Here is a 21,981-nt window from a genome sequence, read left to right on the forward strand (position 1 = left end):
GGCAGTGCCTGCGCCGGAGTCGATCCGTCACGAACGGTCGTCCGCGGCCGGCTGAGGCAGCCCGCCGTGACGGATCGGCCGGTTCCCGGTCAGCCCTGAGTGGCGAACGGCCACCACGACGGCAGGAGGCGGCGGTAGGCGGCGAGGTACGTGTCGGGGGAGCGGGGCGCGGGGAGGCGCAGCCACTCCTCCATGAGGCCGGTCGAGCCCGCCGCGAGGAAGGACGCGGTCCCGTCGGCGAGGAAGGTGCCGAGGACCTCGCTCTCCGGGAGGTCGAGGGTGCCCGTCTCGAGCGTGGCGATCACCGCGGCGCGGAAGTGCACGGCGAGCATCGCGCGCAGTCCGGAGTCGCCGCCCGGTGAATCGAAGGCCCGCATGTACAGGTCGCGGTGGAGCTCGAGGTGCGCGAGGATCCTCGCCGTGCCCTGGCGGATGGTCGTATCGGTGGCCGCTCCACCGCGGAGGGTGTCGAGGTAGTCGTCCCGGATCGCGTCGAGCTCGGCGTTGAGGGCGGCACAGAGCAGCTCGGCCGCCGAGGAGGCGTGCGCGTAGAAGGTGGAGCGGTTGACGCCTGCGCGATCGGTGATGTCGGAGATGGTGAGGCCGGACACCTCCCCGGCGGTGGCCAGGTCGATGATGGCTCGGTGCAGGGAGACCTGCGATCGCTTCTGCCGCGCGTCCACTACTGCTTCCTCCGTCGTCCGCGCCACCCCCGCCGGTCCGGACGGACCCACGCGCTCCGTGATTCTACGGGCGCGGGCGGAGGCTCGTTTTCACTTCCGGGACCGCGATCCGCTAAGGTAGTCGAGTTGCCCGGGCCACGGTCCGGACTGCCACGGGCTGTGGCGCAGCTTGGTAGCGCACTTGACTGGGGGTCAGGTGAGTTGGAGCGGCAATATGGCTCGAAAACTAAACAACGGGATGTGGCGCAGCTTGGTAGCGCACTTGACTGGGGGTCAAGGGGTCGCAGGTTCAAATCCTGTCATCCCGACAAAAAGCCCTGGTGAGAGGTAACTTTCACCAGGGCTTCGTCGTTTCTGGATGTGGTCACTGGCTGGTCCACTTGCTCGATCTGCTCGAGCCTTCCGCTGACTAAGTGGACCAATCCCTTTCGAGCTCGTCGCCCGTGGGGTGCACCAATAGGTGCCCATGAGGTGGACCAGAATCCGGGCAGGCCGATGCTCCGGCCCGTTCTGGAAGGGTCGGAGCGGCTGTTCAGCGGTGGTCATAGGTGGGGTCCGTCGCGGCGGATTGGGTCCCTTCTCGTGGGTGCTGCGGAGAGGAACTGGTTGGCCTGTCTGGCGGCTTCGGCGAGGTGCCGGTGGTCGGGGTGCAGGTAGCCCTTGGTGGTCTCGATCGACTGGTGTCCAAGGATCTCTTGGAGCACGTGGAGGGCGATGCCGGCGTCGGCCATCCAGGTTGCTCCGGTGTGGCGGAGCCCGTGGCGGGTGAGGTTGTCGAAGCCGAGCTTTGCCACGAGGTCGTCCCAGTGGGTTGCGTCGCGGACGGTGGCTGTGGTGAGGACTCCGCCGCGTGGCCCCCGCAGGAGCGGGTCGTCGGGCTTCTTGTCTGCGGTGAGACGCCCGAGAATCGGTTCGAGGGCGTCGAGCATCGGGACGGGGCGGTCTCGGCGACCTTTGGTCTGTTTGATGACGAGACCGCCTCTGCCGGGGTAGTGCTGGCGTCTGATCCAAACGATGCGGTTTTCCCAGTCCACGTCACCTGCCCGCAGTCCTGCGACTTCGGAACCGCGGGCTGCCAGGAGGGCGGCGAGCATGACGTGATCGGAGTAGGACTGGTGCACTTCCCCGCAGGCTGCCGCGAGCTTCTGCAACGTCTGGAGGTCTGGGAGCGCGTACTGTCGGAGCGCTCCGGTGGTCTGGGTGACGTTTTTGCCGAGGTTCCGGCGGGCGCGGTGCTTGGCGGGGTTGATGGAGATGAGGTCGTCGCGGACGGCTTCGTCTAGGACCCGGACGAGTGGGGCGATGGAGTTCTTGATGGTCGAGGCGGAGTGCTCCGTCTCCCAGGTGTCGATGGTGCGGTCGATCATTCCGGCGGTGATCTTCGCGACCCGGATGTGCCCGAGCGCTGGCAGTACGCGAAGCCGGAGCCCGGTGTCGTACAGCTCGGCGGTGGAGGTGGGGTCGAGGCCCCGCTGCCACCTCTCGCCGATCGAGGCCGCATAGTCGGCCAGCGTCACGGTGGTGTCGGTGCCGGTTTCGGTCGCCGCCCGCATCTGCTCGAAGAACTCCTCAACCTCCTCCGCAGTTCTTACATGGCTGACACGGCCGACTCGTTTATGAGTTGAGGGATCGGTCCAGCGCACGCGAGCCCGATATCCATCGACGCGGCGCTCGACGTCGGTGGTGAGTTTCACTCCAACCGGCGGCATGCGGCGGTTGCGTGGATCAGCCATGAGCCTGCTCGTTCGCTTTGACCCACGCGCGCACCGATGACGGGTTGTAGCGGGAGATGCCGCCGACCTGGAGAAACGGCGGCCCGACCTTCGCCCTGCGCCAACGCGAGAGCGTTGCCTGGGAGACGTTCAAGAACTCGGCGACGTCCCTGGCACACCACAGCGTTTCGACGTTGCCGATGCCGTCGTCAATCCTCGGTTGGACGTTCATCGTCGAGACTCGCGTAGAACTCATCCTCAGCCGCCTGCCGTTTTGCGACGTCGGCGGTCACGAACGCTTCGAAGTCTGCCGAGCGGTCTGCGAGCACGACATCATCGATCGCGGGTCCGGGTTCCTCGCCGGGCCAGGTGGTCTGCCGAGTGGGGCGATCACGATCCAGGCGGGTCCCAGAAGCGGCAACCCAATCGCGGAGCCGTTGCCGAGTGTCAGCGAAGTCGCGATGCCACCCGAGAGGCGCAGACCCGTTCTGGTCGGGGTCGTAGGCGCACAGCCAATGCAGGTGCAGAGCCGACAGTTCCCACAGCAGTTCAGGGTGTCGGTACCAGAACGGTGGGATCACCGAAGCTGGAAGGCCGTACGTGCGACGGAGCCAGTGCACCCATTGGTCGAGTTCGATCCATTCGGCGCCGGCTTCGTCGGCGGTGAGCAGATTCCAGTTCACCGGATGCGGCGGCTCGGCGATCAGGCCGGTGTCTACCAGGCGATGCTTGTCGTAGTCGTCCTCATTGAGTTGGCGCGGCTCTGGTTCGTCGAACTCGGGAGCCTCGTTGATGTCCTCCATGGCTGTATTCCTCACAGCCCGATCGCGGGCGCGTTGTCCGGGGATGTTCGTCGAGCGTTTGCGTGTTCAGTTGCGGACCGGTCGGCGGGCTCGCGGTTAGGAGCGACTTGTTCGACGGCGGTCGGGGCACGTCGTGTGCGGTCGACTTCGTAGGTGGTGCGGGCGAGGTCGTGACCGATCTTCTTGGCGACGAACTCTTCAACGTCGGTGCTCTGCCCGTCGCGCTCGCTCGTGTAGGGGTGGACGTATCCCTCGGCGACGAAGCTGTCGCCCTTGGCGAATCGTTCATGGGCTCGCTCGGCGGTGGCACGGAACGCGACGAGATCGTGGAACGTCGGCTCTAGCCGGGTGAATGTCCCATCGGCTTCTCGGCGGAAGTGTTCCTGCCCGATCCGTGCGTAGAACCTCGCCTCACCCTTGGACGTGTAGTTGAGCTGCGGATCGGACGCGATGAAGCCCGAGATGGACTGCTGAGTACGGATAGCCATCGGGCTCTCCTCCTGGTGTTCGTGGCGACCGCCGGTGCGAGGTCGCTCGTATAAGGCAGGTGCACAGCAACGCCCAGGCGCGCTTTCGTCAGGAGCCGGCTGGGCGTCGTAGCCGCGCCTCGATGCCGGCCCGCTCCTCTTTGAGTTGGGCGCTATCAGGGCGCGAGGTCCAGGCCCGCAAGTCGGTGATGATTGGTGGCGCGGAGCGGAGCAGGGTGACGCCGGTGCCGAACGGCAAGGTGCGTATGCGGTCCGGCGGAAGGATCGGCACTCGGCGGATGGAGCGCTGGTTCGAGCGGCTGCCGTGGTCGCCGAGGGTCACGCTGTCGGTGTATTCGTCGCGTTCGCCGATGAGCGTGGAGAGGTCTTGGAGGTCACGAGAGTTGGAGGCGCCGCCAAGGATGATCTTCACGATGGACGCGTCCCAGATCGCACCGGCGGCGTTGTCCGACCATTTGTCCCGAGCTTGGGCCAGTGACTGAAGGACAGGCATAGTGGTGATGCCAGTGCCGCCGCCCTCCGCCATTAGCGTGGGCAGGGACGGTAACGGGGCGAGGTTGCCGATCTCATCGAGTGCGAGCAGCAAGGGTGGGTCGAGGCGTGCGCCGGGTGACCGCGCGGCGATGCGGCGAGCGGTCTCGATGAGGTCTTCAACGAGCGCTGCCACGAGTGCGGCGGATGCGCCGGCTCCGGCGCCGGTAGCGAGGAGATAGAGGGTGCCGCGTTCTCGGATGAACGTCTCGGGGTCGAAGCCTTCGCCGGGTCCGGGTGAGACGGCGTCGAGGACGCGGGGGTCAGCGAGGGCGCCGAGGGCGAGGGCGACGCCCTGCCAGATCGAATCGCGGGTCTTGGGGTCGGAGTCGATCATCGCCCCGAGGGAGTCCGCCCAGCCTGTCGCCGCTTGAGCACTGTTCGTGAGGATCGCGACGGCTTCGGCGGCAGCCGTGGGGTCGAGGGTCCACCGGAACAGTTCTGATGGTGGCCGCTGGTCGAGGGCTGCGGCGTGGAGGAGCGCTTGGAGGGCGGTGCGGGTTTTGCCTTCCCAGAATCCGCCAGATTCGACTCCGCCGGACGAGAGTCCGGTGGCGGCGGCGAGGCCGGTGGCGCGGATCATCGCGGTTAGCGGGTCGTCGCAGCCGCGGATCGGTGACCAACGCATGCCTGCTGGGATGCCTTCGGCGAGGTGCTGGGGGTCGAACACGGCTATCGGGCGTCCGTCACGTTCCCGCGCGCGGAGAGTGGCGGTGAGGTTGTCTGGGCGTGTACTGGTGGTGACGACAGCGCCCGGCGCATCGAGGATGGCATTGATGACGAGGTGGAGGCCTTTGCCAGAGCGGGGTGGCCCGATGAGCAGGATTGAGTCCTCGACGCTGGCCCAAACATCTCGCCCCTTGGACGTGCCGATCCGGTAGCCCACATCGCCAGGGGCGGGTCTGTCGAGGGAGGGGCGGAGCGTAGATGCCCGGCGGAGAAGCGCCTTGGCTGAGGCAGCCTTGGTGACGTCGTGGGCGGTGGCGGTGCCGATCAGACGCCGCGGGTCGGCGTCGACCTTTCGGGTATGCCGTCGAAACCGGACCCACACCCAGGTCCCTGCGGTGGCGAGGCTCGCGAGCAGGATTACGGTCGTACCCCAGTACACGATCGGACTGAGGCTGTGGGCGCCCAGCGCAGTGGCCGGGTCGCCCGGATTGGCGAGCACCGCCAATCCGGATGCTAGCCCCGATGCGGGTTGCGGCGTGCCGGAGAGGAACGCTGCCACGCTTCCGGCGGCACGCAGAATGAGCGCGACGCCGAAGATCCCCACCAACCCGATGAGTGCGGCGTTGGTCAGCTCATCGCCCACCGACCCACCCTGACGTTGCTGGGATGGGTTCATGGCAGCCGCCGAACGTGAACGGTGCCGGAGATTCGCCCGAGGAGCACAACCTCGCCGGTGCCGTCGCGTAGGACGGGGTCGAGGTGAGTCTTGTCGAGAAGGGTGCGGGCGCGGCCGGTCCAGGCGGCATCGGTGTGGGAAGCGATGACGGCGACGGCAACGTCCTCGCCCGGCACGTACCCGTCCGCTGTCACCTCGATCAGCTCGGGCGTTCGCGTCCTCGTGGCGTGCTTGCCGCCTTGTTTCCCCGACTCGGGTGCTGCCGGTCCTGGCGTGATGCGCCGGCGGGTGCGGATGATGTCGGTGAACACGCTCCCGTCGGTCTCACGGACTTCGATGCGTACTGCGGTCGCCCGGGCTTCGCTGATGGCATCCAGCAGGGTTCCGAAACTGCTTCGCGTCCACGCCTGCCCGTCGGTCGGCGGCGGGAATGCGGTTCCGTCGACAGTGACGTCCAGTTCGCCATCGTCAGTGACGGTGACGACCGCGCGCGGAAGCGCGATCGGGGTCTGCTCGGGTTCCTGCCAGGTCGAACGGCGGAGGGGCTTGCGGTGCATCACTTCACCCCCTGCGTGAGCCTGGAGCTGGTGTCGAACAACTCCAGCTCGGCGGGATGCAGTTGGTGTTGGGTCACGAAGGCCCGGTCCTTGATCCGCCACAGTCCTTGCCCGACACCTAACGAGGGGAGAAGCTTCTGCTCGGTGCCAGTGAGCCCGAGGGCCTGTGCCGTGGGGCCGAGCTGGTCGGATTCCTGCCGGTAGACGATCCTGGTCTCGGCATTCGCTAGCAGCGAGTTCGCCAAGGACCGCATCGCGGAGCCGGCATCGCCGACGTTGTCGAGGTCGCTCAGCTTGTGGAAGATCAGCATGTTCGCGATTCCGTAATGCCTAGCCAGCCGCCAGTGCGCGTCCATCCTGCGCAACAGTGCCGGATGGGACATGAGCCGCCACGCCTCGTCGTAGATGACCCAGCGTTGCCCGCCGTTGGGGTCCAACAAGGCGGATTCCATCCACGCCGAAGAGCACGTCATCAGCACGGAGATCAGGGTGCTGTTCTCGGTGACACGGGACAGGTCCAGGCTAATCATCGGAAGGGACGGGTCGAATGTCACTGTGGACGGGCCATCGAACAAGCCGGCGAGGTCACCGGCGACCAGGCGGCGCAGGGCGTGGCCGGCGAGCCGTCCGTCATCTGCCAACCGGTCGTCGACATCGGCAGTAGGGCGGAGGATGCGGTCAACGACCATGGGCAGGATCGGCACGGTGTTCTCCCGCACCGTCTGCGTGAGTGCCAGGTCGATCGCGGTGTGCTCCAACGGCGTCAACCCGCGAGCCAGGACCGTCTCAGCCAGTGACCCAATCAAGTCGCGGCGGCGGGACGCAACGGTGATCGCCCATTGCTCATTGGACAGACCGGAGGGCCGGTGGCCCTCGTCGAGCGGGTTCAGGCGGGTGTTGAGTCCGTGGCCCAGGACGATCGCCCGACCACCGACGGCCTCCGCGACCGCGGTGTGCTCGCCCTTCGGATCGCCCGGAACGTACACCCGGCGGCCGAACGGAATGCTCCGCGTGTAGAGCGACTTCGCGAGGCTGGACTTGCCAGAACCGACGATCCCCGCGAGCACCACGTTCGGTGCGGTAATGATGCCTCGGGCGTAGAGCACCCAGGGGTCGTACACAAACGACCCTCCCGAGTAGAGGTCTTGCCCGACGAACACCCCGTCGGCGCCGAGCCCACCTTCCGCGACGAACGGATACGCCCCCGCCAACGTCGCAGAGGTGTCCTGATGCCGAGGCAGACGGAACCTGCCAGGGGAGCGCAGCGCTGCCGGGCCGGGCTCACCCGCGGCAGGCAGGTAGGCGGTGGCTCGTCGTTCGGCGCGCTCGGCCTCCGCTTTCGCCTTCACTTCGGCGATCTCGGTACGGCGCTGTTCAGCCTGGAGGTGGGCGGCGGCCTGCCGGCGCTGCTTACGGAGCCGGCGGCGCTCGGAGGCTGGCGCGACGAGTACGGAGGTGTGCAATTGCTCGCGTTCGTTCACAGCGACAGCTCCCGCCCAACAGAGGCGGTCCCGCCGGCAGGACCGGCGAACCAGTCCCGATCCGCCACCGGCGACGTCCGCGTCGCCTCGCGACGGTGCGTTGCACTCGATCCAGCCAGCGGCGGATCAGGCGGAACCGGGAGCGCGCGTAGCAGGCTTACGTGCCCCATCGCTCCGTTCGAAGTGAGGATGTAGTCCCCATCGGCAACCACACGGTCCAGCGGCCCCGCCGGGGGCTCCTCGTAGACGTACCCGTTCTCCATCGCGGCTGAGGTGGTCTCGTCGCCGTAGTCGAATCTCTTCAGGTGTTCGATCGCCGCGTCCGTGCCGTCCCGGTCGATCAGGTCGAGCACCCCATCGGCGTCTTCGCCTTGGAGGAACACGACAGAGACCCACCGCCGCGCGGCGGGCTCGCTCAGCGGCGCTCCTTCGAGGGCGGGTTCGGGGTGCCAGGCGATCTTTCCCGAGTGACCGAACGCTGCATCGAGCCGGTCGTGCACCTGATCCAGCAGAGTGCCCGCCTGGTGCAGCTCATCCGCAGAGGTCAGGGCACTTTCTGCTCCGGCAGCGTGATTGCCGGAGTCGTCGTGGGCGCGTTCGCGGTGGGTCAGATGAGCGTCCGCGAGCTGATCGAGGACCTGTCGCAGCGACCGCACTCCGGAGATCACATCACCGAAAACGGCGTACGTGTCGGCGGGGTTGTCGAAGGTCCGGCTGGCGTGGGCGAGGCCGCGCAGCGCTTCTGATGCATCGGCGGCATCTGCGAGTGGATCGTTGAATGTCGGCATTGCGAGTCTCCTTGGCATGTGGCGTGTCAAGCAGGTGCGCGGTGATGAGCCAAGGGTGTCCGTGGTCGGGCGTAGCGTGGCTACGAGTGGACGCAATGGAGCGAGGGGGAGTCAGATGAGCGCGAGTCAGTACCGGGGTCAGCTTGAACGGAAACGCAAGCAGCGGATCGAGGCCGAGAAGAAGGCCGGTGAGTATCGGACGAAGGAGTCCAAGAAACGTGCCGAGGCTGCCAAGGCCCGACAGTCCGCTTCGAAGACCAAGAGCGAGACGACTGCGAAGAGCAAGCTTCGCGAAGCTGATCGCAAGGACCAGGAAGCCGAAACCGCCGGTAAGGAAGCCGGCCGGTTGCAGTCGAAGGCCGCCGGGTACTCGAAAGAAGAGTCAGCATTGCTGACCAAGCTGACGCGAGCCGAGCAGTCTGAGGCAGATGCCGCGGAGCGCCGCCGTAAACGCGAACAGCAGCAGGCGGACCGGCGGACTGCCGCCGATCGGGCAACACTGGAGTCACGAATCAGTGGAACCGAATCAGCCGTCGACCAGGTTCTTCGCCAGCTTCCTTCCCCAAAACCGGAAAAACTTCGGGTACTGATTCTCGGGGCATCCTCGGAAGGAGACCTCCGAGTGGGAAGGGAACAGAAACGCATCCGGGCGGCCGTCGAATCCGCTTTGCACCGCGATCAGATCGAACTCGACGTCCGTCCGGCGGCGACCACCCATGACCTCCTCGACGGAATTACCAAGTTCCGCCCCCACGTGGTGCACTTCTCAGGCCATAGCAACGAGGACCTCATCGTGTTCGAGGACGAGCGGGACGCGCCGCACACCGGCGTGATCGTCACGGCCCGCGCGTTTGCCAACGCCATCCGCGCCACCGATGAGCCGCCGCTGCTGGTGCTGTTGAACTCCTGCAAGTCCGCAGCCCAGATCGATGACCTGGTGGACCAGGTCGTGCCGTTCGCGATCGGCATGGCCGACAGCATCGACGATGCCGACGCGATCAACTACGCGGCCCAGTTCTACGCCGCTATCGCCAACGGGCAGTCGGTCAACTCAGCCCACCTGGCCGGACAGGTCCGTCTCGAACTCGACGGACTGGACAGTGCCGATCTGCCCACGCTGGCGTGGGCAGCCGATGTCGACCCGACAACAACCATCCTCGTCAGGCCCACCGACCCCGCCTGAGCTTCACACGGTCCGGCATAGCGGCAGTGCGGCGGCCGTGAATGCGGCGGCCTGCTGACCGACGAGCGGTCTGGTCTCGCAGGAGGCTTGGATCGCTGCCTGTTCAATAGCCGCGACCGCGGCCTCCAGCTCGTCGACGGTGGGGGCCGAGACGCTGATGAGACCGGTGTAGCGCAGTACCCCGTGGCCCGCGGTGAGGTCGGCTTCCTGCTGGAGAACGTCCTGGTATTCGGCAGTGAGGGCGGCGTCCTCGATCTGGCCGATCTTTGCCCGCTGAGCGGCGTCGCTGATGTGCTCGACCTTCTTCTTGCGGATGTCCCGGGCAGCTTGGTCCGAGCGCATCGGAGTGCAGATCAGTGAGAAGCTGCGTTTGATGCCGGTGGACAGCAGCACCGGCGACAGGAATCCGGGATAGACCATCGAGCGGGGCCACTCACTGATCCACAGTGTCGTGTGGTGGGCGGAGTCGGTGCGCAAGCGTGTCCAGGACTCGTTGACTGCGACCGGGCCGGCGGTGGCGAGGTTCTGTCCCAGCTCGCCGTGACGTTCGAGGGTGGCGGCGATCGCCGGGTCGTAGGCACCGCGGAGGATGACGGCGATTTGTCCGGGGGTGAGCCATCTGGACGGTGTGAGGTCGGCGGAGCGCAGCGCTGCAACGAGGGTGGACATCTCCTGGCGGAGTACGGCCGCGCCGCCGCGGATGCCGCCCCCGGCGGTCCTGATCTGCCGGGCGGCGGCTTTCATGTCCAGTGAGAGAGACAGGGTGGTGGCGTGTCGTTCTCCGGCGGGCCCGGCGCGGTCAATGAGTTCGGCGTAGGTGGTCGCGGCCCAGGAGTCGTTGGAGATCCCGTGGGAGGCCCACCATTCGGCAAGCCCGGTCCCGGAGTCCGGAAGAGTGCGTTCGAGTACTTGCAGGGTCGCGATCCGTCCCGACCGGCAGACCGTCGCCAGGACGCGCCCCCAGGAGGTGACGCGGCGTTCCTGCTCGCCCGGGTCGAGGAGCACGAACGCGGGATGGCTGACTTCGCAGACGACGGTAAGGGTCTGCTGGTGGGGGTCGTGAATCATCCCGGCATTCGTGTCGGGGTCGGTGTATTCGCGGAGCCGCGCCGTGTCACCAGGCAGGGCGAGAGTGCCGACCGGGCGTGGTGTCACCACGCGCCGCCGGTAGAGGAGCTGCCCGCCGGTGGAACGCCACAGCCACCAGAACGCGACCGGTAGCCATTCGACAGCGGGGCGTCCGGCGATAGGTGTCCAGGTCAGGGCGGCGGCAAGGACCCAGACGGGTGCGGTGTAGGCGAGGAGAATGCCGCCGCCGGCGTACAGTGCGCCGACGATGCTCAGGATGCCGGTGGCCAAGGTGATGAGCTGGGACAGAGACAGGCCCAGCAGCACTCCCCGGCGGGTGAGGCGGGAGAACTTCACTGGTACCAGTTCCGACGACATGGCGCGCTCGTTCTTGGTCGTCATGGTTCTCACTCCTTCCCGGTCGGCTTCGGAGCCGGAGATGGGGTCTGTTTCGGTGCGGACGGTGTCTTGGGCGCCGGGGTGGATGGCGGGGGTGTCTGTGACGGTGGGGGTGTGCTGCCTGCCTGGGAGGCGGAGTCGGCGGCGGTCTCGCCGTGCCCGCCGAGCGCGGCGCCGGCTTTGGGCCCGGCGGTAGCTGCATCTTTGGCGACCTTCGCTCCGATCACTGCCGCTGCGACTGGGCCTGCTGCCGCAGCACCCGCACCGGCGGAGCTGCCGCCCGCGGCGGCAGCCTTCCCGGCTCCGGCTCCGGCAACGCCACCAGGGTCCTGGGGTGCCGTGTCCTTCGGTGGCGGCGGGGTCTTTCCACCCCCACCGCCTCTGGAGTTGTTGCCGCCGTCGAGAATCTTCTTTGGGTCGCCGCCCTGTGGCTTCGACGGTGTAGGGATGGGCCGGTTGAGGGCGTTTTTCGCGTCCTGCTCGGACCCGATCGCGTGGTACATGTCGAAGCCCACAAAGGACAGGAACTTGTACGTCAGGTAGGGAGCGAACGCGGCCATCGCCATCAGCACGATCCCGGCGATCGGATCGGCGACGGAAGATAGATCCCCGTCGATCGGCGCGGAGACTTGGGTGATGGCGACGAGGAACATGACGACCAGGACGAGCTTGGAGACGATCAGGGCGATGACGAACATCGCCCATTTGCTGATCCACCCCTTCGTGGCGTCCCATGACGCACCGGAGAACGCCAGCGGCGCGAGAACGATCGCGACCAGCAGGAGGGCTTTGCGGACGAGGAGGGAGAGCCACACGATGGCGGCGGCGGCGATGGCGAGGCCGGCGAGGAAGATCGTGATGATCGCCCCGACCCCGGGGGCGGCGATGTTGATCCCGACCAGTCCCGCAGCCAAGAGCGTGATCTTGTCTCCCATCGACTCGGTGGTCTCGCCGGCGGCTTGGACGATGCCGATGCAGAGCTGATCGACGATCTCCAAGAGCAACGCGGTCAGGGTGATGACGACGAACGATCCGAGGACGGATTTCGCCAGGCCCAGTGCCGCCCGGGACAGGGCGGTCGGATCTCGACGGATGAGGCCGGTGATGAGTTGGAGGCAGAAGAAGATCAGCATCACGAACACGGCGATGCCGAACAGGATGTTGTAGACCGCCACATACTCCGGCCGCGTGATATCGACCAGGGTGGTGGTGTCGAACACGGTCCAGACGGCCTCGAACAGCCAGCCCGCGGCGGCGCCCATCGCGGAGGCGAGCCAGTCGAACGGTGCAGCCACGAGGGACGCGGCGGCTTCGCCGGCCGTGTCGCAGACGGACGAGATGATGGGGACATCGCACACACCCACCGCAATCACTCCTCACACATAGGGTTCGAGTCGGGTGGGTGGGGTCAGACCTGCTGGCCGACGTTCCAGAAGAAGTTGATGAGCGTCACCGACGCTCCGCAGATCACTGCCGCACCGCAGGAGACGAGGACGCCGACCTTTCCCCGTCCGGCGAGGTGAGGGTTGGAGGAGTTCGCGCCGAAGCCCCACACGATCGCCGAGATGATCAGCGCCAGGACGGACAGGATCAGGCCGACGGTCATGACGGCGCCGACGATGGTGCGGAGCTGTGCGATACCGGGCAGGCCGTCGCTGTTGGGATCGATGTTGATGTCCATCGGCATGAGCGCGGGCAGGGCGGTGATGAGATCGAACACGGTGGGCCTCCTGACGAATGACCTCCGCCCCTCGGCGGAGAACATGGATGGGTTCGTCGGTCAGGTGCGCGGCCCAACCCGTGAAGCCGCGAACACGACAGGTTCGGGACGTGGGCGGCAGGGCGTCGTCAGAGTTGCTGGCCGAGGGTGATGAGCCAGTTCATCCACGCGACCCCGCCGCCGGCCACGACTGTGGTCGCGAGGGCGGTCCACGCGCCGATGCGTGCCTTGGACGCAGCGGTGTGGTTGCCGTTGGCGGTAGCGATGGCCCAGATGATGGCGGAGACGATCAGCATCAACACGGCGGTGATGAGCACGAACGTCAGTAGTGCGCCGATTACTTCGCGTAGGTCGCCGATGCCGCTCAGGCCCTCGAAGTCGGGGAACACGTCCATGGTCGTCAGCTTCCGGCCCGGACGGTGACGTGGAGGTGGTCGATGTGACGGGTGGTGATATCGGTGCCGTGGGTGTAGTCGCGCCATCCTTCGGCGTCTCGGGCCAGGGACCAGATCTTGTTCTGCCAGATCAGGTACTCGACGCCGAGGCTTTCGGCGTGGTCCTTCATCCAGTTGGTGACCTGCCATCCGGCCTCGAGCTGCGGGGGAGTGGGTGGGGTGCCGATGGCGTTGCCGAACGTGAGATCGCACGCCCGCCCCAGAGGGTGTTCGGAAACGGTGCCCGGACGTGGCGAGTAGCAGGACCACGAGGTCTCCGGGAACGCTGCGGTGGCCTGGGTGTGGAGGTTCAGGAGGCGGGCGGTGATTTGCCCGCCGGTGGTGGGGTCGTCGACCATTCGGTCTGGGTCGCCATCGACCGGTTCCGGGTCGCCGCCGGGTGTTCCGGTGGCGGGGTCGCAGCCGGCGGGTGCGCCGGTTGCAGGCTCGGGCAGGTCGGCGGCGTTGTGGGCGTTGAGCCAGGCTGCCGGGTCGGTGTGCTGGCCGTTGGTGCCGCCGTCACGGACCTCGAAGTGCAGATGTGGGCCGGTGGAGTTGCCGGCGGAGCCGACGTCGCCGATGTGCTGTCCGGCGGTCACGGTGTCGCCGGCGGTGACGTGGATGCCGGTCTCCCACATGTGCGCATACGCCGTTGCGACGACTGCTCCGTCGATGTGGTGTTCGATGACGACGAGTCCGCCGTAGCCGCCGGAGAACTCGGCGACGGTCACGGTTCCGTCTGCCGCGGCGAGGATGGGAGTGCCGTCGGGGGCGGCGAAGTCAGCACCGGTATGGAACGAGTTCTCCCCGCTGATCGGGTGGACCCGGGGCCCGTAGTCCGAGGAGGGAACCCAGGTGCCCTCCGGCAGCGGGAACACCACCCGCGACGACTCCGCCGCGGTCATCACTAGTGGCGCTACTGTGCCGCCGGTCGAAGTGCCCGCAGTGGTCGTGGTGGTGGTGAGGGTGGTCAGGATGGTCTCGGCGACGGGCTCGTAGTTGCGGTACCGGTCGGGGTAAGCAGATACCTCGACGGCCTGGGCGGCTTCGCCCTTGTCCATCGACTCCCAGCCGGGGATGTCCAGCAGCCCTCGGGGACTGGGGTAGTTCGGGCCGTGTGGTCCTCCGAAGAACGCCCGCGCCTGATAGGTGGGGTCCATGAGGTCGGCGACCGTGCCCCACCCGGACTGTGGCCGCATCTGGAACAGGCCCAGCGAGTCGTGGTCGGAGCCGTCACCGTCGTTGGGGTAGTTCCCGGACTCGGGGTAGCTGCCCGTGTTGGCGAGCATGCGCAGGGTGGATTCGGTGAGCGCGGCCATCAGCGCGATCTGGAGCCCGTCCCGGGTAACCCCGTCGATGCTCGCGCCGGTCTCGATGATCGTTGCGGCGTGGGTGAGTTGCTGGTTGTTGAGGGTGAAGGTCTCTCCGTTCGCGGTGGTCACGGTCAGCGACTCGGGGATCTCGCCGATCGTGATGTCCTTCCCGGGCAGGGTGCACGCGGCTGTGGAGGCAGGGTTCATCAGGGCCCCGATCCCGACCAACGCGAACGACGGACCGAGCAGGATTAGAGCGAGAGCGGCAGTGACGAGCTTCTTCACGAGTGATTCCCCCCGGCCCTATCGGAGGGGGTTGTCGAGCTGGGAGAGCCGCAGCAGATGGCAGGTGTCGTAGGTCGGGCCGCAGACGATGAACACCGTGAACGTCACCGGATGTTCGGAGGCGACCGGTTCGTTGTTCCAGAGGCCAGAGCGGTGGCGGGTGCCCTCGATTGTGTAGGCGGTCGTTCCCGCAGCGAGCTGTCCCGGGTGAGCCTGGCCGATGGCGGTGTCCCAGGCATCGGGGACGAACAGGGTGTCGATGGTGAGGTGCTGGGTCGTGGCGTACTGGCGCAGCTCGACCCACGCTTCCCGGGTGGGCAGGTAGGTGGCGATGTCGGAGGCAAGCCCGGCTTGCTCGGCGCCAGTGGGGTCGCCGACAGCAAGGAGAACTGAGGTGTAGTCCAGGGGCATGAATCCGGACGCGGTGTCCCAGGCGAACAGGGCGGTTGCAACGTTGCGGGCGAAGGTCTCCGGATCGTCCGACCCGGCTACGACGGGCAGGTGTGGTGTCGCAGTCGGCGCCGGGGCGGTAGGTGTCGTGGCGATTGGCCCAGGACCGGTCGAGCCGCTGTCGGTGCCTGCTGGCGTGGGTGGTCCGGTGATCAGGCCGTAGACGCCGACACCGGCCAGCACGAGAACCGCCGCGACTGCGGCGAGCACGGCGATCCACCGGCGACGGATACGGGGGTCAGTGAGGTCGGGTGTCTTCATGCCCCGTAGGTGCACTACCGGAACCCAGCGGCGCGGAGTAGTCAGAGGGCGCGCAGGTGACCGCCGACGGGCGCGAGGTCGCCGCTGGTCTGTCTGTCGTGGGCGGCACGCAGCTCGTCTGCGAACCGGCCAGTCCCGGCGACAGTGTCCAGGAAGGACTCAATCTGTTCGTCGCTGAGTTCGGCGGCGAGATGATCGGCGTCGTAGTGGGTCCACCAGTCGACCAGTTCGCCCCAGGTGAGCACGAACGCCCGTACCGGATACCGCACTGGCTCACCACCTCCATCGGAGGGCGGGATGGGGCGGGGTGTGTGTTTCTTCGTCTTGCTGTTCTTGGCTCGGGCGAGTGCGTCGGAGGCGAGTTGGTGCAGGTCAGTCTCGCGCTGATCTTGAGCGGTGGTCGCGGTGGCGCGGACGGATTCGTATATGGGATGCACCGGTGCGCCGGCATCGATGCGTGCCAACTCAGCGGTGACGTGCGCGCGGAGTTCGGTCGGTTGGGCGGGGTCGGCGGCGATCTGCTCCAGGTAGCCGATCTTGTCGAGGGTCTTGTAGGAGGCCCCGCCCGGGATCATCGCCGCGGCCTGCTCGCGGGTCTTGCCGCGAGGGCCGGGTGACGGTGGTGGAAATTTTCCACCACCGTCAGCTCCCGGCTGGTGGTCGCTGCTGAACATGGTTGCTGCTTGTCGCCGTTCGGCGTCTTCGGCCATCAGGGTTTTCAATTCCCGGTAGAGGGCGGCGGCCTCGGTCTGCGTCAGTGGCTTGTGCAGCGCGTTGTCGTCCTGTTCGGCCAGGAGATGTCCGAGGCGGTCGGATATTCCGGAGCGGACCCACACGTTGACTTTCTTCCATCCGAGACGTGTGATTGCCGCCAGTCGGCGTGCACCGCACACCAGCATCCCATCGGGGGTGATCGTGATGGGTTGCAGGAGCCCGTCGCGCTCAATAGACGCAGCAAGTTCATCGATGTCGCCCAGCTCGGTGCGATGCCGGCGTCCGACCCGAATCGAGGCGACCGTCCGCTCCAACTCGATGAACCCCGATGGCGCTCTCACCGCGACCCACCCCCGCCAGGTTCGCGAGGTGCGGCGAGAGAGACGGCGAGGACGAGGTCGTCATCACGCAGCAGCACCGCGACGGGCTCGCCGATCAGCAGCCGTAGCAGCACGCCCCGCCCGGCAGCGGTCGCGGCATAGGCCGGGTGGGGATTGCCCAGCGCCGCTTTCAATAGGGCAGTCCAAGAGGTCCGGGGGATGTCGAGCTGGGCGCGAGCGTGCTTGTCGCGTCGCAGCGCCTCGTAGGTGGCCTGGCGGGTGCCAGCCCTGGTCAGTGCCCCGCAGACGTGTTCGATCCCGGCTCGCGCGGTCGACGGCGGCCAGTCCAGCAGGGTGAAGAACGCGATGGCATCCTCTACCGCAGCCGACGCCGAGGTGGACGCCCCCGCCGAGGGCTCGTCCTCATCCTGGCTCTTGCCGTCGCCGGTTGGCGTTGGATCGGTGACGTGGAACGCGGGATCGTAGTCGATCAGGGGATTGTCGCGGTCGCTGAACCGTTCCGGGTCATGGAACGCCGACACATGCGGGCGTCGTGCCTGATGCACTGAGCACAGCAAGCCTTGGGCACGTTCCTCGAAGATGCAGGTGATCCGTACCGCATGAGTGACCACCGCCCACGGATCGATCGCGGTCCGGGCGGCCCGGGTGCGCATCACGTCGAACGCTGCGGACGCGGCCTCCCACGGGTCCAACCCGTGCTTGCGCGCCAAGGGCGCGTACTTCTCGGCTACGAATACCATCAGCTCCGCTGCCATTGGGTCGCGTCGCCATCCGCCCGGCCCTGAGTCGTGGAGCCGGTGCAGCAGGACCCGTAGGCCTTCGCTGGTTGTGTAGTCCTCGACGCTCTTGGTCGGGCGCTTGGTGGTGGTGTGCGTGTTCTCGGTCATGGTCAGGGCACCTCCTGACACACAGGTGCGCACGCGTCCCCAGCAGACGTCATCGGCGACGTGTTGGTGCTGGGGGCGCGCATCGTCAGCTCACCCCAACCCGATCCCCGAACGCGTCACCCACGACTGTGACCCACCCGAACGACCGAAGTCCGACACCGGCGGTAAACGCCGTGCCCGCTCGGCCTCGACGGCTTGTTCGTCGCTGATCCGGCGTCTGCCCGCACGGACGGCCTGTCTCGGGAGGCTACGGGTGCGGCGGGCCAGCTCGACCTCGAAATCGATACCCCGACCCGCCAACGCGGCACCGTGACGAGCCATCAAATCGGTAGGCCGCACCCACTCCACACCCCGCACACGGCTGACGGACGCTCCTGCCGGCGACGTGTCGCTGCCCGGACGGCTGACTCTTGCGGCCTGCACCGCCTCCGGGGTTTCTGTCCTATCGGCACGCTCCGATGAGGCGGGCGTCGTATCCGGTTCGGGCGCGTGTTGATGGCGCTCGTCTGGCTGGGCGAAATGGCTGCTCATGAGTTCTCCGCCTCCTCGACGTCGGCATCTTCGGTGTCGTCGGGAAGGTGCGCGCTGGCGAACCACCGGCCCACAGTCGAGGGATGCACCTGGAGCTCGCGGGCAATCTTCTTGTTAGACCACCCCCGGCCATGGAGCTCCCGGGCATGGTCGCGCCGATCCGCGGCAGCAACCGTGCGGAGCGGTGCTTCCTCAACAGCGGGGAGTCGTTTCAAGAGCGTGCTCCCAACGCGCGGCGGTGCGACGGGGCTTCGTTGCGCGGTCGTGGTGCCTGAGACTTGCGGCGTCTCCTCAGCGGTTGACGGCTCCCCAGCGGTGGGGAGGGGGCGGGTGAGGATGACGGTCAGATGGGTGATCGCCAGCAGCACAACCGGCGGGACTGCCGCCACACTCGCGGCCAGCACACCTGGGACATCGGCGTCGGCGGCGACGACGGCGTGAATCGCGTTCGCGGTCACAGACACGGCGGCCCCGCCGACCAGCAGCGCCCATGGGTACCAGGCCGACCGCTGTCCGGCCAGAGCGACGACGGCGACCGTGGCGACCACGATGATCCCGTCCACGATCAGCGGCCAAGCCCACGCTTGTTCCTCACCGATCCCGGACCGGGCGGCGAGATCCGACAACGCCGTGAAGCTGAGCCAGAACGCCCCGGCGGCGATGAACACCGTCCCGGCCACAGCCGTCACTACCGCCCAGTGCCGGCCCGCCTGCTTGTCGAGAACGGAGGTGGCCATCACAGGACCCGCGTATTCGACGGACCCACAGCAGCAGGATCTCCGGCAAACCAGATGTCTGCCTCTGAAGGTGCCAAGGCTCGCACCGAGGCCGAGGCCGCCTCCCTGTCGGGATGAGCGGCACGGTAGGCAGAACGGATGGTTGTGATGATCTCCCGTTCACCCAAACCCGCATCCGAAGCAGCAGCGCCCAGTACGTCGAGGGCATTGGAGGTTGGCAGGCCGTTCTCCGCAAGCCGGCACGCGGCCCAGAACAGGCTGCGGTTCCGCTCACCCTCCGCGCGTCCAGCGACCCACGCCGCCAACCGCGACACATCCGCACCTTGCCGCCGAGCTGTATTCATGGGCTCGCGAACTGTGGGGCGCGGGTCGAGGAAATCTCGCAACCGATCCGAGTCGAGCACCGAGGACGTTCCGGCCTCGACCCGCCGCACCCGATAACCGACAACGTCTCCGGCGATGGACATCCGTGAGGGTGGGACGACGATGTATCCGCCGTCGCCACGGAAGTCGATCCCCGCGCGCGCCGCCTGCCAGGACCGTTGCACCTGACCAGGCGTTGATCGGTAGTAGGCGTGCATCCCGCCGGACGGCGTGGATACCAGGAGCTGCCACCCGTCCAGCAGATCCGCTCGATGGGCGCGCGAGAAACCACGAAACCCATCGATAGGGCCATGGACATCGACATCCACCACGACCATTCCCGAGGGTGCGCCGGTCGGGACGCCGATGTTCGCCCCGGGAGACCGGCCCCACCATGCGGCTACTCGGTCGGCGTCGGTGGTGGCGTCGTGGAAGCCGTGCTCGGTCAGCGGTCGCTTCCCGCCCGGTATGCACGGGAACACCGGTACTCCCACGCGGGCCAGCTCTTCGGCGGCAGCAGGCAACGACTGCGGGGCGGATGGTCGCGTCAGCGCACGGGCGAACACGTCTGGAAGGGCCATCACATGCCTCTCTCTCGCGCCGTTGCGGTTGCTACGGTCGTGACCCGCGCGCCAGCGTCATGTAGTAACGCTGCGCGTTCGGGCGCTGACCGTTCGCTACCGGGCTGGGTCCGTTGCGGTGTCTCGCGGTCCAAACCCGGTGGGGTGCCGTCCCCGATCTGGGTGGTATCGAGCTGGTCGAGGATTCCCATCGCGGTCTTGCGAACCCGCTCACCGGTGGTCTTGACGATCTCGACCGGCTCCTTTCCGTCGACCCTGGCCGCCCACGTCGACACGTACGGAATCGTGTAACCAGACGTGTCCATGCCGTGGGCAGCGCCGATCATCAGCGCGACCGACTCTGCCTCGACCTCCCCGATTCCACGATGCTGGCGAGCGTTCTCGGCGTCAGGGACGTGCATGAGCACATGACCGAGTTCGTGAGCGAGAGTCTTCACCTGCGAGGCCGGGTCCATGTTTTCTCGCACCGCCACCGTCTTCGCGGTGTAGTCCGTCATCCCGTTGGCACCGTGGATCATCCCCTCATGCGGGACCCGCAGCACCTCAAACCCGCGCTCCTCGACCACGGTTGCCAGTCCGCGCCATAGACCGGCAGGTGCCTCGCCTTTCAGCAGGCGTGGTGAGGGCGGTTCCGGGATCGGGTCTCCAGCCGTCTGCGCGACATCCCACACGTAGGCAGGGCGGGCGGCGATCATCTTCGACCGCACGACCTCGCCCGGCCGGGGCCTATCGCCCTTCCCAAGCCGACGCCATGAATCGGAGGCAGCGGGATTCGATGAGGCGAAGCGTCCCGTTACCGGGGCGAAGATCATGTACCCCGACTGGCCCTTCTCCACCTGACGGCCCAACCCCTGCCACTGCCTGTAACCCGCGACAAAGGACGGCATCGGGTCGGGCACGCGACCTGCCTCGTAGGCGGCCTCATGCTGCGCCCAGATCAGCAACGTGTTGGAAAACGATCGCGCCCGAAACCGTGCCGCGAACGCGAGCGCCCGAGCCCAGTCATCACCGGAGACGAGCTGTTCCACAGCGCCGGTCAGGCGCTCATGCAGCTCGTCGAGCTTTGCCTCCCGCGCCTCCTGGGATTGCTCCCGCGTTCTGGCCATGGCCTGGTCTCCTCCCGATACCCTGAGCACCGGGCCGATCGGGCTCGGTGACCATCAGGTACGCCGGGACCACCAGCAATGAGACGGACAGCGAAACGAGCGATGTGACCGTCGGGCGCGGCGGTGAACCCAACGAGTCTTCACCGGATTACCAGCCAATTAGCCACCTCGGGCGAAGCATCGGGCGAGGATGCGGATGCATGTACCGCCGATGCGCACATGTGTATCGCGACTCAGACTGTGAACGTTTGTCGGCTCAGTTGTCGGTACCTGACCGGAGTTACTCCAACGGCTTGGCGAAACATCCTTGCGGCATGGCCCCGGCTCTGCCAGCCCACCTGCCGCATCGCCACTTCGACGGGTAGGTCTGTGTCTCGCAGCAATCGCGCTAAACCCTCGGCGCGCACGGTCGACAGGTAGGTCATTGGCGTCTTACCGTAGGCATCCACAAACACTCGGCCGAGTTGCGACGGCGACAAGTGCACAGCAGCGGCGAGAACTTGGAGTGTCCACTGTTTCTCGGGGTGGTTGTGGAGCAGTTCGAGCGCCTCTCGGGCTTCGGCGCGCAACGGTGCAAACCGGCGAAGCGACGGAGGGCCAGGCCGGCGGGTCGTCTTCCGATCGCTAGGAATGCGGCGCACTGGGGTGGTCCTCATATAGGGAGTAATCACGTCGAGCACCGCGAAAAGTAGGGCTTGCATCCGAAAGAACCGATCCGAATCTGCGCCGTCGATGCTCAGTGCCACTAGTTCGTCCAGCCAGGGCATGAGCATCCCGGCGCGCTCCTCGCCGAGGCGCACTATTTGGGCTGGTTCGGAGTACAGCTCGTTAGCGAAGCCTTGCGCATCCCATCGGTCGGCGAGCAGCGCGGCGTGCTGCCAAAACACCTGGTCGATGATGTATTCATGGTCGAGGTAAAGGGTGCTGACAGTGATTGAGCCTTCGGGCTCGCTTCCACACAGCGTGTCGGCAGCAAGAGCGATGACGTCACCGACTTTTACGGGTTTCTCGCCGAACTCACTTCGCACGATCGCGGAGCCATGACGAACGAAGATCACCTTGACACAGTCGTAGGCCACCGGCTCCATGGGGTGATGTATCGTCCGGGTGCGTGCCACTATCGGACTGAACGGACGCGCCGGACCAAGGTTGGCGTGATTCATGACGGCGGCGGTTTGTGATATCCGGACAAGTGCGGCAACTATCTGCCGGAGGCGCGT

22 protein-coding genes and 1 tRNA gene are annotated in these 21,981 nt (G+C 66.9%); 2 read left to right on the forward strand and 21 right to left on the reverse strand.

What is annotated here, in order from left to right:
- Positions 1–89: 89 nt before the first annotated feature.
- Positions 90–683, reverse strand: a complete 594-nt coding sequence (locus tag GSU68_RS07000; protein ID WP_159906748.1) for a TetR-like C-terminal domain-containing protein — start codon at positions 681–683, stop codon at positions 90–92.
- 234 nt (positions 684–917) lie between these two features.
- Here GSU68_RS07000 and GSU68_RS07005 point away from each other — a divergent pair.
- Positions 918–991, forward strand: a tRNA-Pro gene (locus GSU68_RS07005).
- 234 nt (positions 992–1,225) lie between these two features.
- Here GSU68_RS07005 and GSU68_RS07010 read toward each other — a convergent pair.
- From GSU68_RS07010 to GSU68_RS07045, 8 genes are all read right to left on the reverse strand, one after another.
- The gene (locus GSU68_RS07010) at positions 1,226–2,416 is read right to left on the reverse strand and encodes a tyrosine-type recombinase/integrase (protein ID WP_167305280.1); all 1,191 of its coding nucleotides are present in this window, start codon (positions 2,414–2,416) and stop codon (positions 1,226–1,228) included.
- Complete coding sequence (locus tag GSU68_RS07015) at positions 2,409–2,627, reverse strand: helix-turn-helix domain-containing protein (protein WP_159906750.1); 219 nt, start codon at positions 2,625–2,627, stop codon at positions 2,409–2,411. The genes GSU68_RS07010 and GSU68_RS07015 overlap by 8 nt, the downstream gene beginning before the upstream one ends.
- A complete protein-coding gene (locus tag GSU68_RS07020; RefSeq protein ID WP_159906752.1) occupies positions 2,605–3,198 on the reverse strand; it encodes a hypothetical protein in 594 nt (197 codons plus the stop codon). Before GSU68_RS07020 ends, GSU68_RS07015 begins: the two co-directional genes overlap by 23 nt.
- Before the next feature lie 11 nt (positions 3,199–3,209).
- Positions 3,210–3,686 (reverse strand): single-stranded DNA-binding protein, encoded by a 477-nt coding sequence (locus tag GSU68_RS07025; protein WP_159906754.1) that lies wholly within the window; start codon positions 3,684–3,686, stop codon positions 3,210–3,212.
- Between the two features lie 88 nt (positions 3,687–3,774).
- Positions 3,775–5,562, reverse strand: a complete 1,788-nt coding sequence (locus GSU68_RS07030; protein ID WP_159906756.1) for a type IV secretory system conjugative DNA transfer family protein — start codon at positions 5,560–5,562, stop codon at positions 3,775–3,777.
- The gene (locus GSU68_RS07035; protein ID WP_159910173.1) at positions 5,559–6,119 is read right to left on the reverse strand and encodes a hypothetical protein; all 561 of its coding nucleotides are present in this window, start codon (positions 6,117–6,119) and stop codon (positions 5,559–5,561) included. The genes GSU68_RS07030 and GSU68_RS07035 overlap by 4 nt, the downstream gene beginning before the upstream one ends.
- Positions 6,119–7,600 carry an ATP-binding protein gene (locus GSU68_RS07040; protein WP_159906758.1) on the reverse strand — a complete coding sequence of 494 codons (1,482 nt, stop codon included), beginning with the start codon at positions 7,598–7,600 and terminating at the stop codon, positions 6,119–6,121. The genes GSU68_RS07035 and GSU68_RS07040 overlap by 1 nt, the downstream gene beginning before the upstream one ends.
- Positions 7,597–8,388 carry a hypothetical protein gene (locus tag GSU68_RS07045; RefSeq protein WP_159906760.1) on the reverse strand — a complete coding sequence of 264 codons (792 nt, stop codon included), beginning with the start codon at positions 8,386–8,388 and terminating at the stop codon, positions 7,597–7,599. Before GSU68_RS07045 ends, GSU68_RS07040 begins: the two co-directional genes overlap by 4 nt.
- Positions 8,389–8,503: 115 nt before the next feature.
- Between GSU68_RS07045 and GSU68_RS07050 the strand changes: the two genes are divergently transcribed.
- Complete coding sequence (locus tag GSU68_RS07050) at positions 8,504–9,571, forward strand: CHAT domain-containing protein (protein ID WP_159906762.1); 1,068 nt, start codon at positions 8,504–8,506, stop codon at positions 9,569–9,571.
- Positions 9,572–9,574: 3 nt separating this feature from the next.
- Here GSU68_RS07050 and GSU68_RS07055 read toward each other — a convergent pair whose 3' ends face one another.
- The 12 genes from GSU68_RS07055 to GSU68_RS07110 all read right to left on the reverse strand — a co-directional run bounded on the left by GSU68_RS07055 (position 9,575) and on the right by GSU68_RS07110 (position 21,849).
- The gene (locus GSU68_RS07055) at positions 9,575–11,041 is read right to left on the reverse strand and encodes an SCO6880 family protein (RefSeq protein ID WP_159906764.1); all 1,467 of its coding nucleotides are present in this window, start codon (positions 11,039–11,041) and stop codon (positions 9,575–9,577) included.
- A 5-nt stretch (positions 11,042–11,046) separates the two neighbouring features.
- Positions 11,047–12,402, reverse strand: a complete 1,356-nt coding sequence (locus GSU68_RS07060; protein WP_159906766.1) for a conjugal transfer protein TrbL — start codon at positions 12,400–12,402, stop codon at positions 11,047–11,049.
- A 44-nt stretch (positions 12,403–12,446) separates the two neighbouring features.
- On the reverse strand, positions 12,447–12,758 hold the full coding sequence (locus GSU68_RS07065; RefSeq protein ID WP_120773564.1) for a DUF6112 family protein: 312 nt from the start codon (positions 12,756–12,758) through the stop codon (positions 12,447–12,449).
- Between the two features lie 128 nt (positions 12,759–12,886).
- On the reverse strand, positions 12,887–13,153 hold the full coding sequence (locus GSU68_RS07070; RefSeq protein ID WP_159906768.1) for a DUF6112 family protein: 267 nt from the start codon (positions 13,151–13,153) through the stop codon (positions 12,887–12,889).
- 5 nt (positions 13,154–13,158) lie between these two features.
- Positions 13,159–14,790: a M23 family metallopeptidase gene (locus GSU68_RS07075; protein ID WP_159906770.1), complete on the reverse strand. Its 1,632-nt coding sequence runs from the start codon at positions 14,788–14,790 to the stop codon at positions 13,159–13,161.
- A gap of 18 nt (positions 14,791–14,808) precedes the next feature.
- Complete coding sequence (locus tag GSU68_RS07080) at positions 14,809–15,501, reverse strand: hypothetical protein (RefSeq protein ID WP_159906772.1); 693 nt, start codon at positions 15,499–15,501, stop codon at positions 14,809–14,811.
- A 41-nt stretch (positions 15,502–15,542) separates the two neighbouring features.
- A complete protein-coding gene (locus GSU68_RS07085) occupies positions 15,543–16,556 on the reverse strand; it encodes a ParB N-terminal domain-containing protein (RefSeq protein WP_159906774.1) in 1,014 nt (337 codons plus the stop codon).
- Positions 16,553–17,443, reverse strand: coding sequence for a hypothetical protein (locus GSU68_RS07090; RefSeq protein ID WP_159906776.1), 891 nt, complete (start codon positions 17,441–17,443; stop codon positions 16,553–16,555). The genes GSU68_RS07085 and GSU68_RS07090 overlap by 4 nt, the downstream gene beginning before the upstream one ends.
- Before the next feature lie 527 nt (positions 17,444–17,970).
- The gene (locus GSU68_RS07095; protein ID WP_159906778.1) at positions 17,971–18,711 is read right to left on the reverse strand and encodes a DUF2637 domain-containing protein; all 741 of its coding nucleotides are present in this window, start codon (positions 18,709–18,711) and stop codon (positions 17,971–17,973) included.
- Entirely contained in the window at positions 18,711–19,655 is a 945-nt protein-coding gene (locus GSU68_RS07100; RefSeq protein ID WP_159906780.1) for a bifunctional DNA primase/polymerase, read from the reverse strand. The genes GSU68_RS07095 and GSU68_RS07100 overlap by 1 nt, the downstream gene beginning before the upstream one ends.
- Entirely contained in the window at positions 19,655–20,761 is a 1,107-nt protein-coding gene (locus GSU68_RS07105; protein ID WP_159906782.1) for an ImmA/IrrE family metallo-endopeptidase, read from the reverse strand. Before GSU68_RS07105 ends, GSU68_RS07100 begins: the two co-directional genes overlap by 1 nt.
- A 233-nt stretch (positions 20,762–20,994) precedes the next feature.
- Complete coding sequence (locus GSU68_RS07110; RefSeq protein ID WP_244259422.1) at positions 20,995–21,849, reverse strand: AraC family transcriptional regulator; 855 nt, start codon at positions 21,847–21,849, stop codon at positions 20,995–20,997.
- Between the last annotated feature and the right edge of the window lie 132 nt (positions 21,850–21,981).

The organism is Rathayibacter sp. VKM Ac-2759, assembly GCF_009834225.1.
Classification (GTDB): domain Bacteria; phylum Actinomycetota; class Actinomycetes; order Actinomycetales; family Microbacteriaceae; genus Rathayibacter.

Coding starts and splice junctions, on each gene's coding strand:
- GSU68_RS07035 (WP_159910173.1), bottom strand. CDS start 6,119: ATGCACCGCAAGCCCCTCCGCCGTTCGACCTGGCAGGAACCCGAGCAG.
- GSU68_RS07110 (WP_244259422.1), bottom strand. CDS start 21,849: ATGGAGCCGGTGGCCTACGACTGTGTCAAGGTGATCTTCGTTCGTCAT.
- GSU68_RS07090 (WP_159906776.1), bottom strand. CDS start 17,443: ATGACCGAGAACACGCACACCACCACCAAGCGCCCGACCAAGAGCGTC.
- GSU68_RS07055 (WP_159906764.1), bottom strand. CDS start 11,041: ATGACGACCAAGAACGAGCGCGCCATGTCGTCGGAACTGGTACCAGTG.
- GSU68_RS07100 (WP_159906780.1), bottom strand. CDS start 19,655: ATGGCCCTTCCAGACGTGTTCGCCCGTGCGCTGACGCGACCATCCGCC.
- GSU68_RS07080 (WP_159906772.1), bottom strand. CDS start 15,501: ATGAAGACACCCGACCTCACTGACCCCCGTATCCGTCGCCGGTGGATC.
- GSU68_RS07045 (WP_159906760.1), bottom strand. CDS start 8,388: ATGCCGACATTCAACGATCCACTCGCAGATGCCGCCGATGCATCAGAA.
- GSU68_RS07050 (WP_159906762.1), top strand. CDS start 8,504: ATGAGCGCGAGTCAGTACCGGGGTCAGCTTGAACGGAAACGCAAGCAG.
- GSU68_RS07030 (WP_159906756.1), bottom strand. CDS start 5,562: ATGAACCCATCCCAGCAACGTCAGGGTGGGTCGGTGGGCGATGAGCTG.
- GSU68_RS07105 (WP_159906782.1), bottom strand. CDS start 20,761: ATGGCCAGAACGCGGGAGCAATCCCAGGAGGCGCGGGAGGCAAAGCTC.
- GSU68_RS07025 (WP_159906754.1), bottom strand. CDS start 3,686: ATGGCTATCCGTACTCAGCAGTCCATCTCGGGCTTCATCGCGTCCGAT.
- GSU68_RS07010 (WP_167305280.1), bottom strand. CDS start 2,416: ATGGCTGATCCACGCAACCGCCGCATGCCGCCGGTTGGAGTGAAACTC.
- GSU68_RS07095 (WP_159906778.1), bottom strand. CDS start 18,711: ATGGCCACCTCCGTTCTCGACAAGCAGGCGGGCCGGCACTGGGCGGTA.
- GSU68_RS07015 (WP_159906750.1), bottom strand. CDS start 2,627: ATGAACGTCCAACCGAGGATTGACGACGGCATCGGCAACGTCGAAACG.
- GSU68_RS07020 (WP_159906752.1), bottom strand. CDS start 3,198: ATGGAGGACATCAACGAGGCTCCCGAGTTCGACGAACCAGAGCCGCGC.
- GSU68_RS07070 (WP_159906768.1), bottom strand. CDS start 13,153: ATGGACGTGTTCCCCGACTTCGAGGGCCTGAGCGGCATCGGCGACCTA.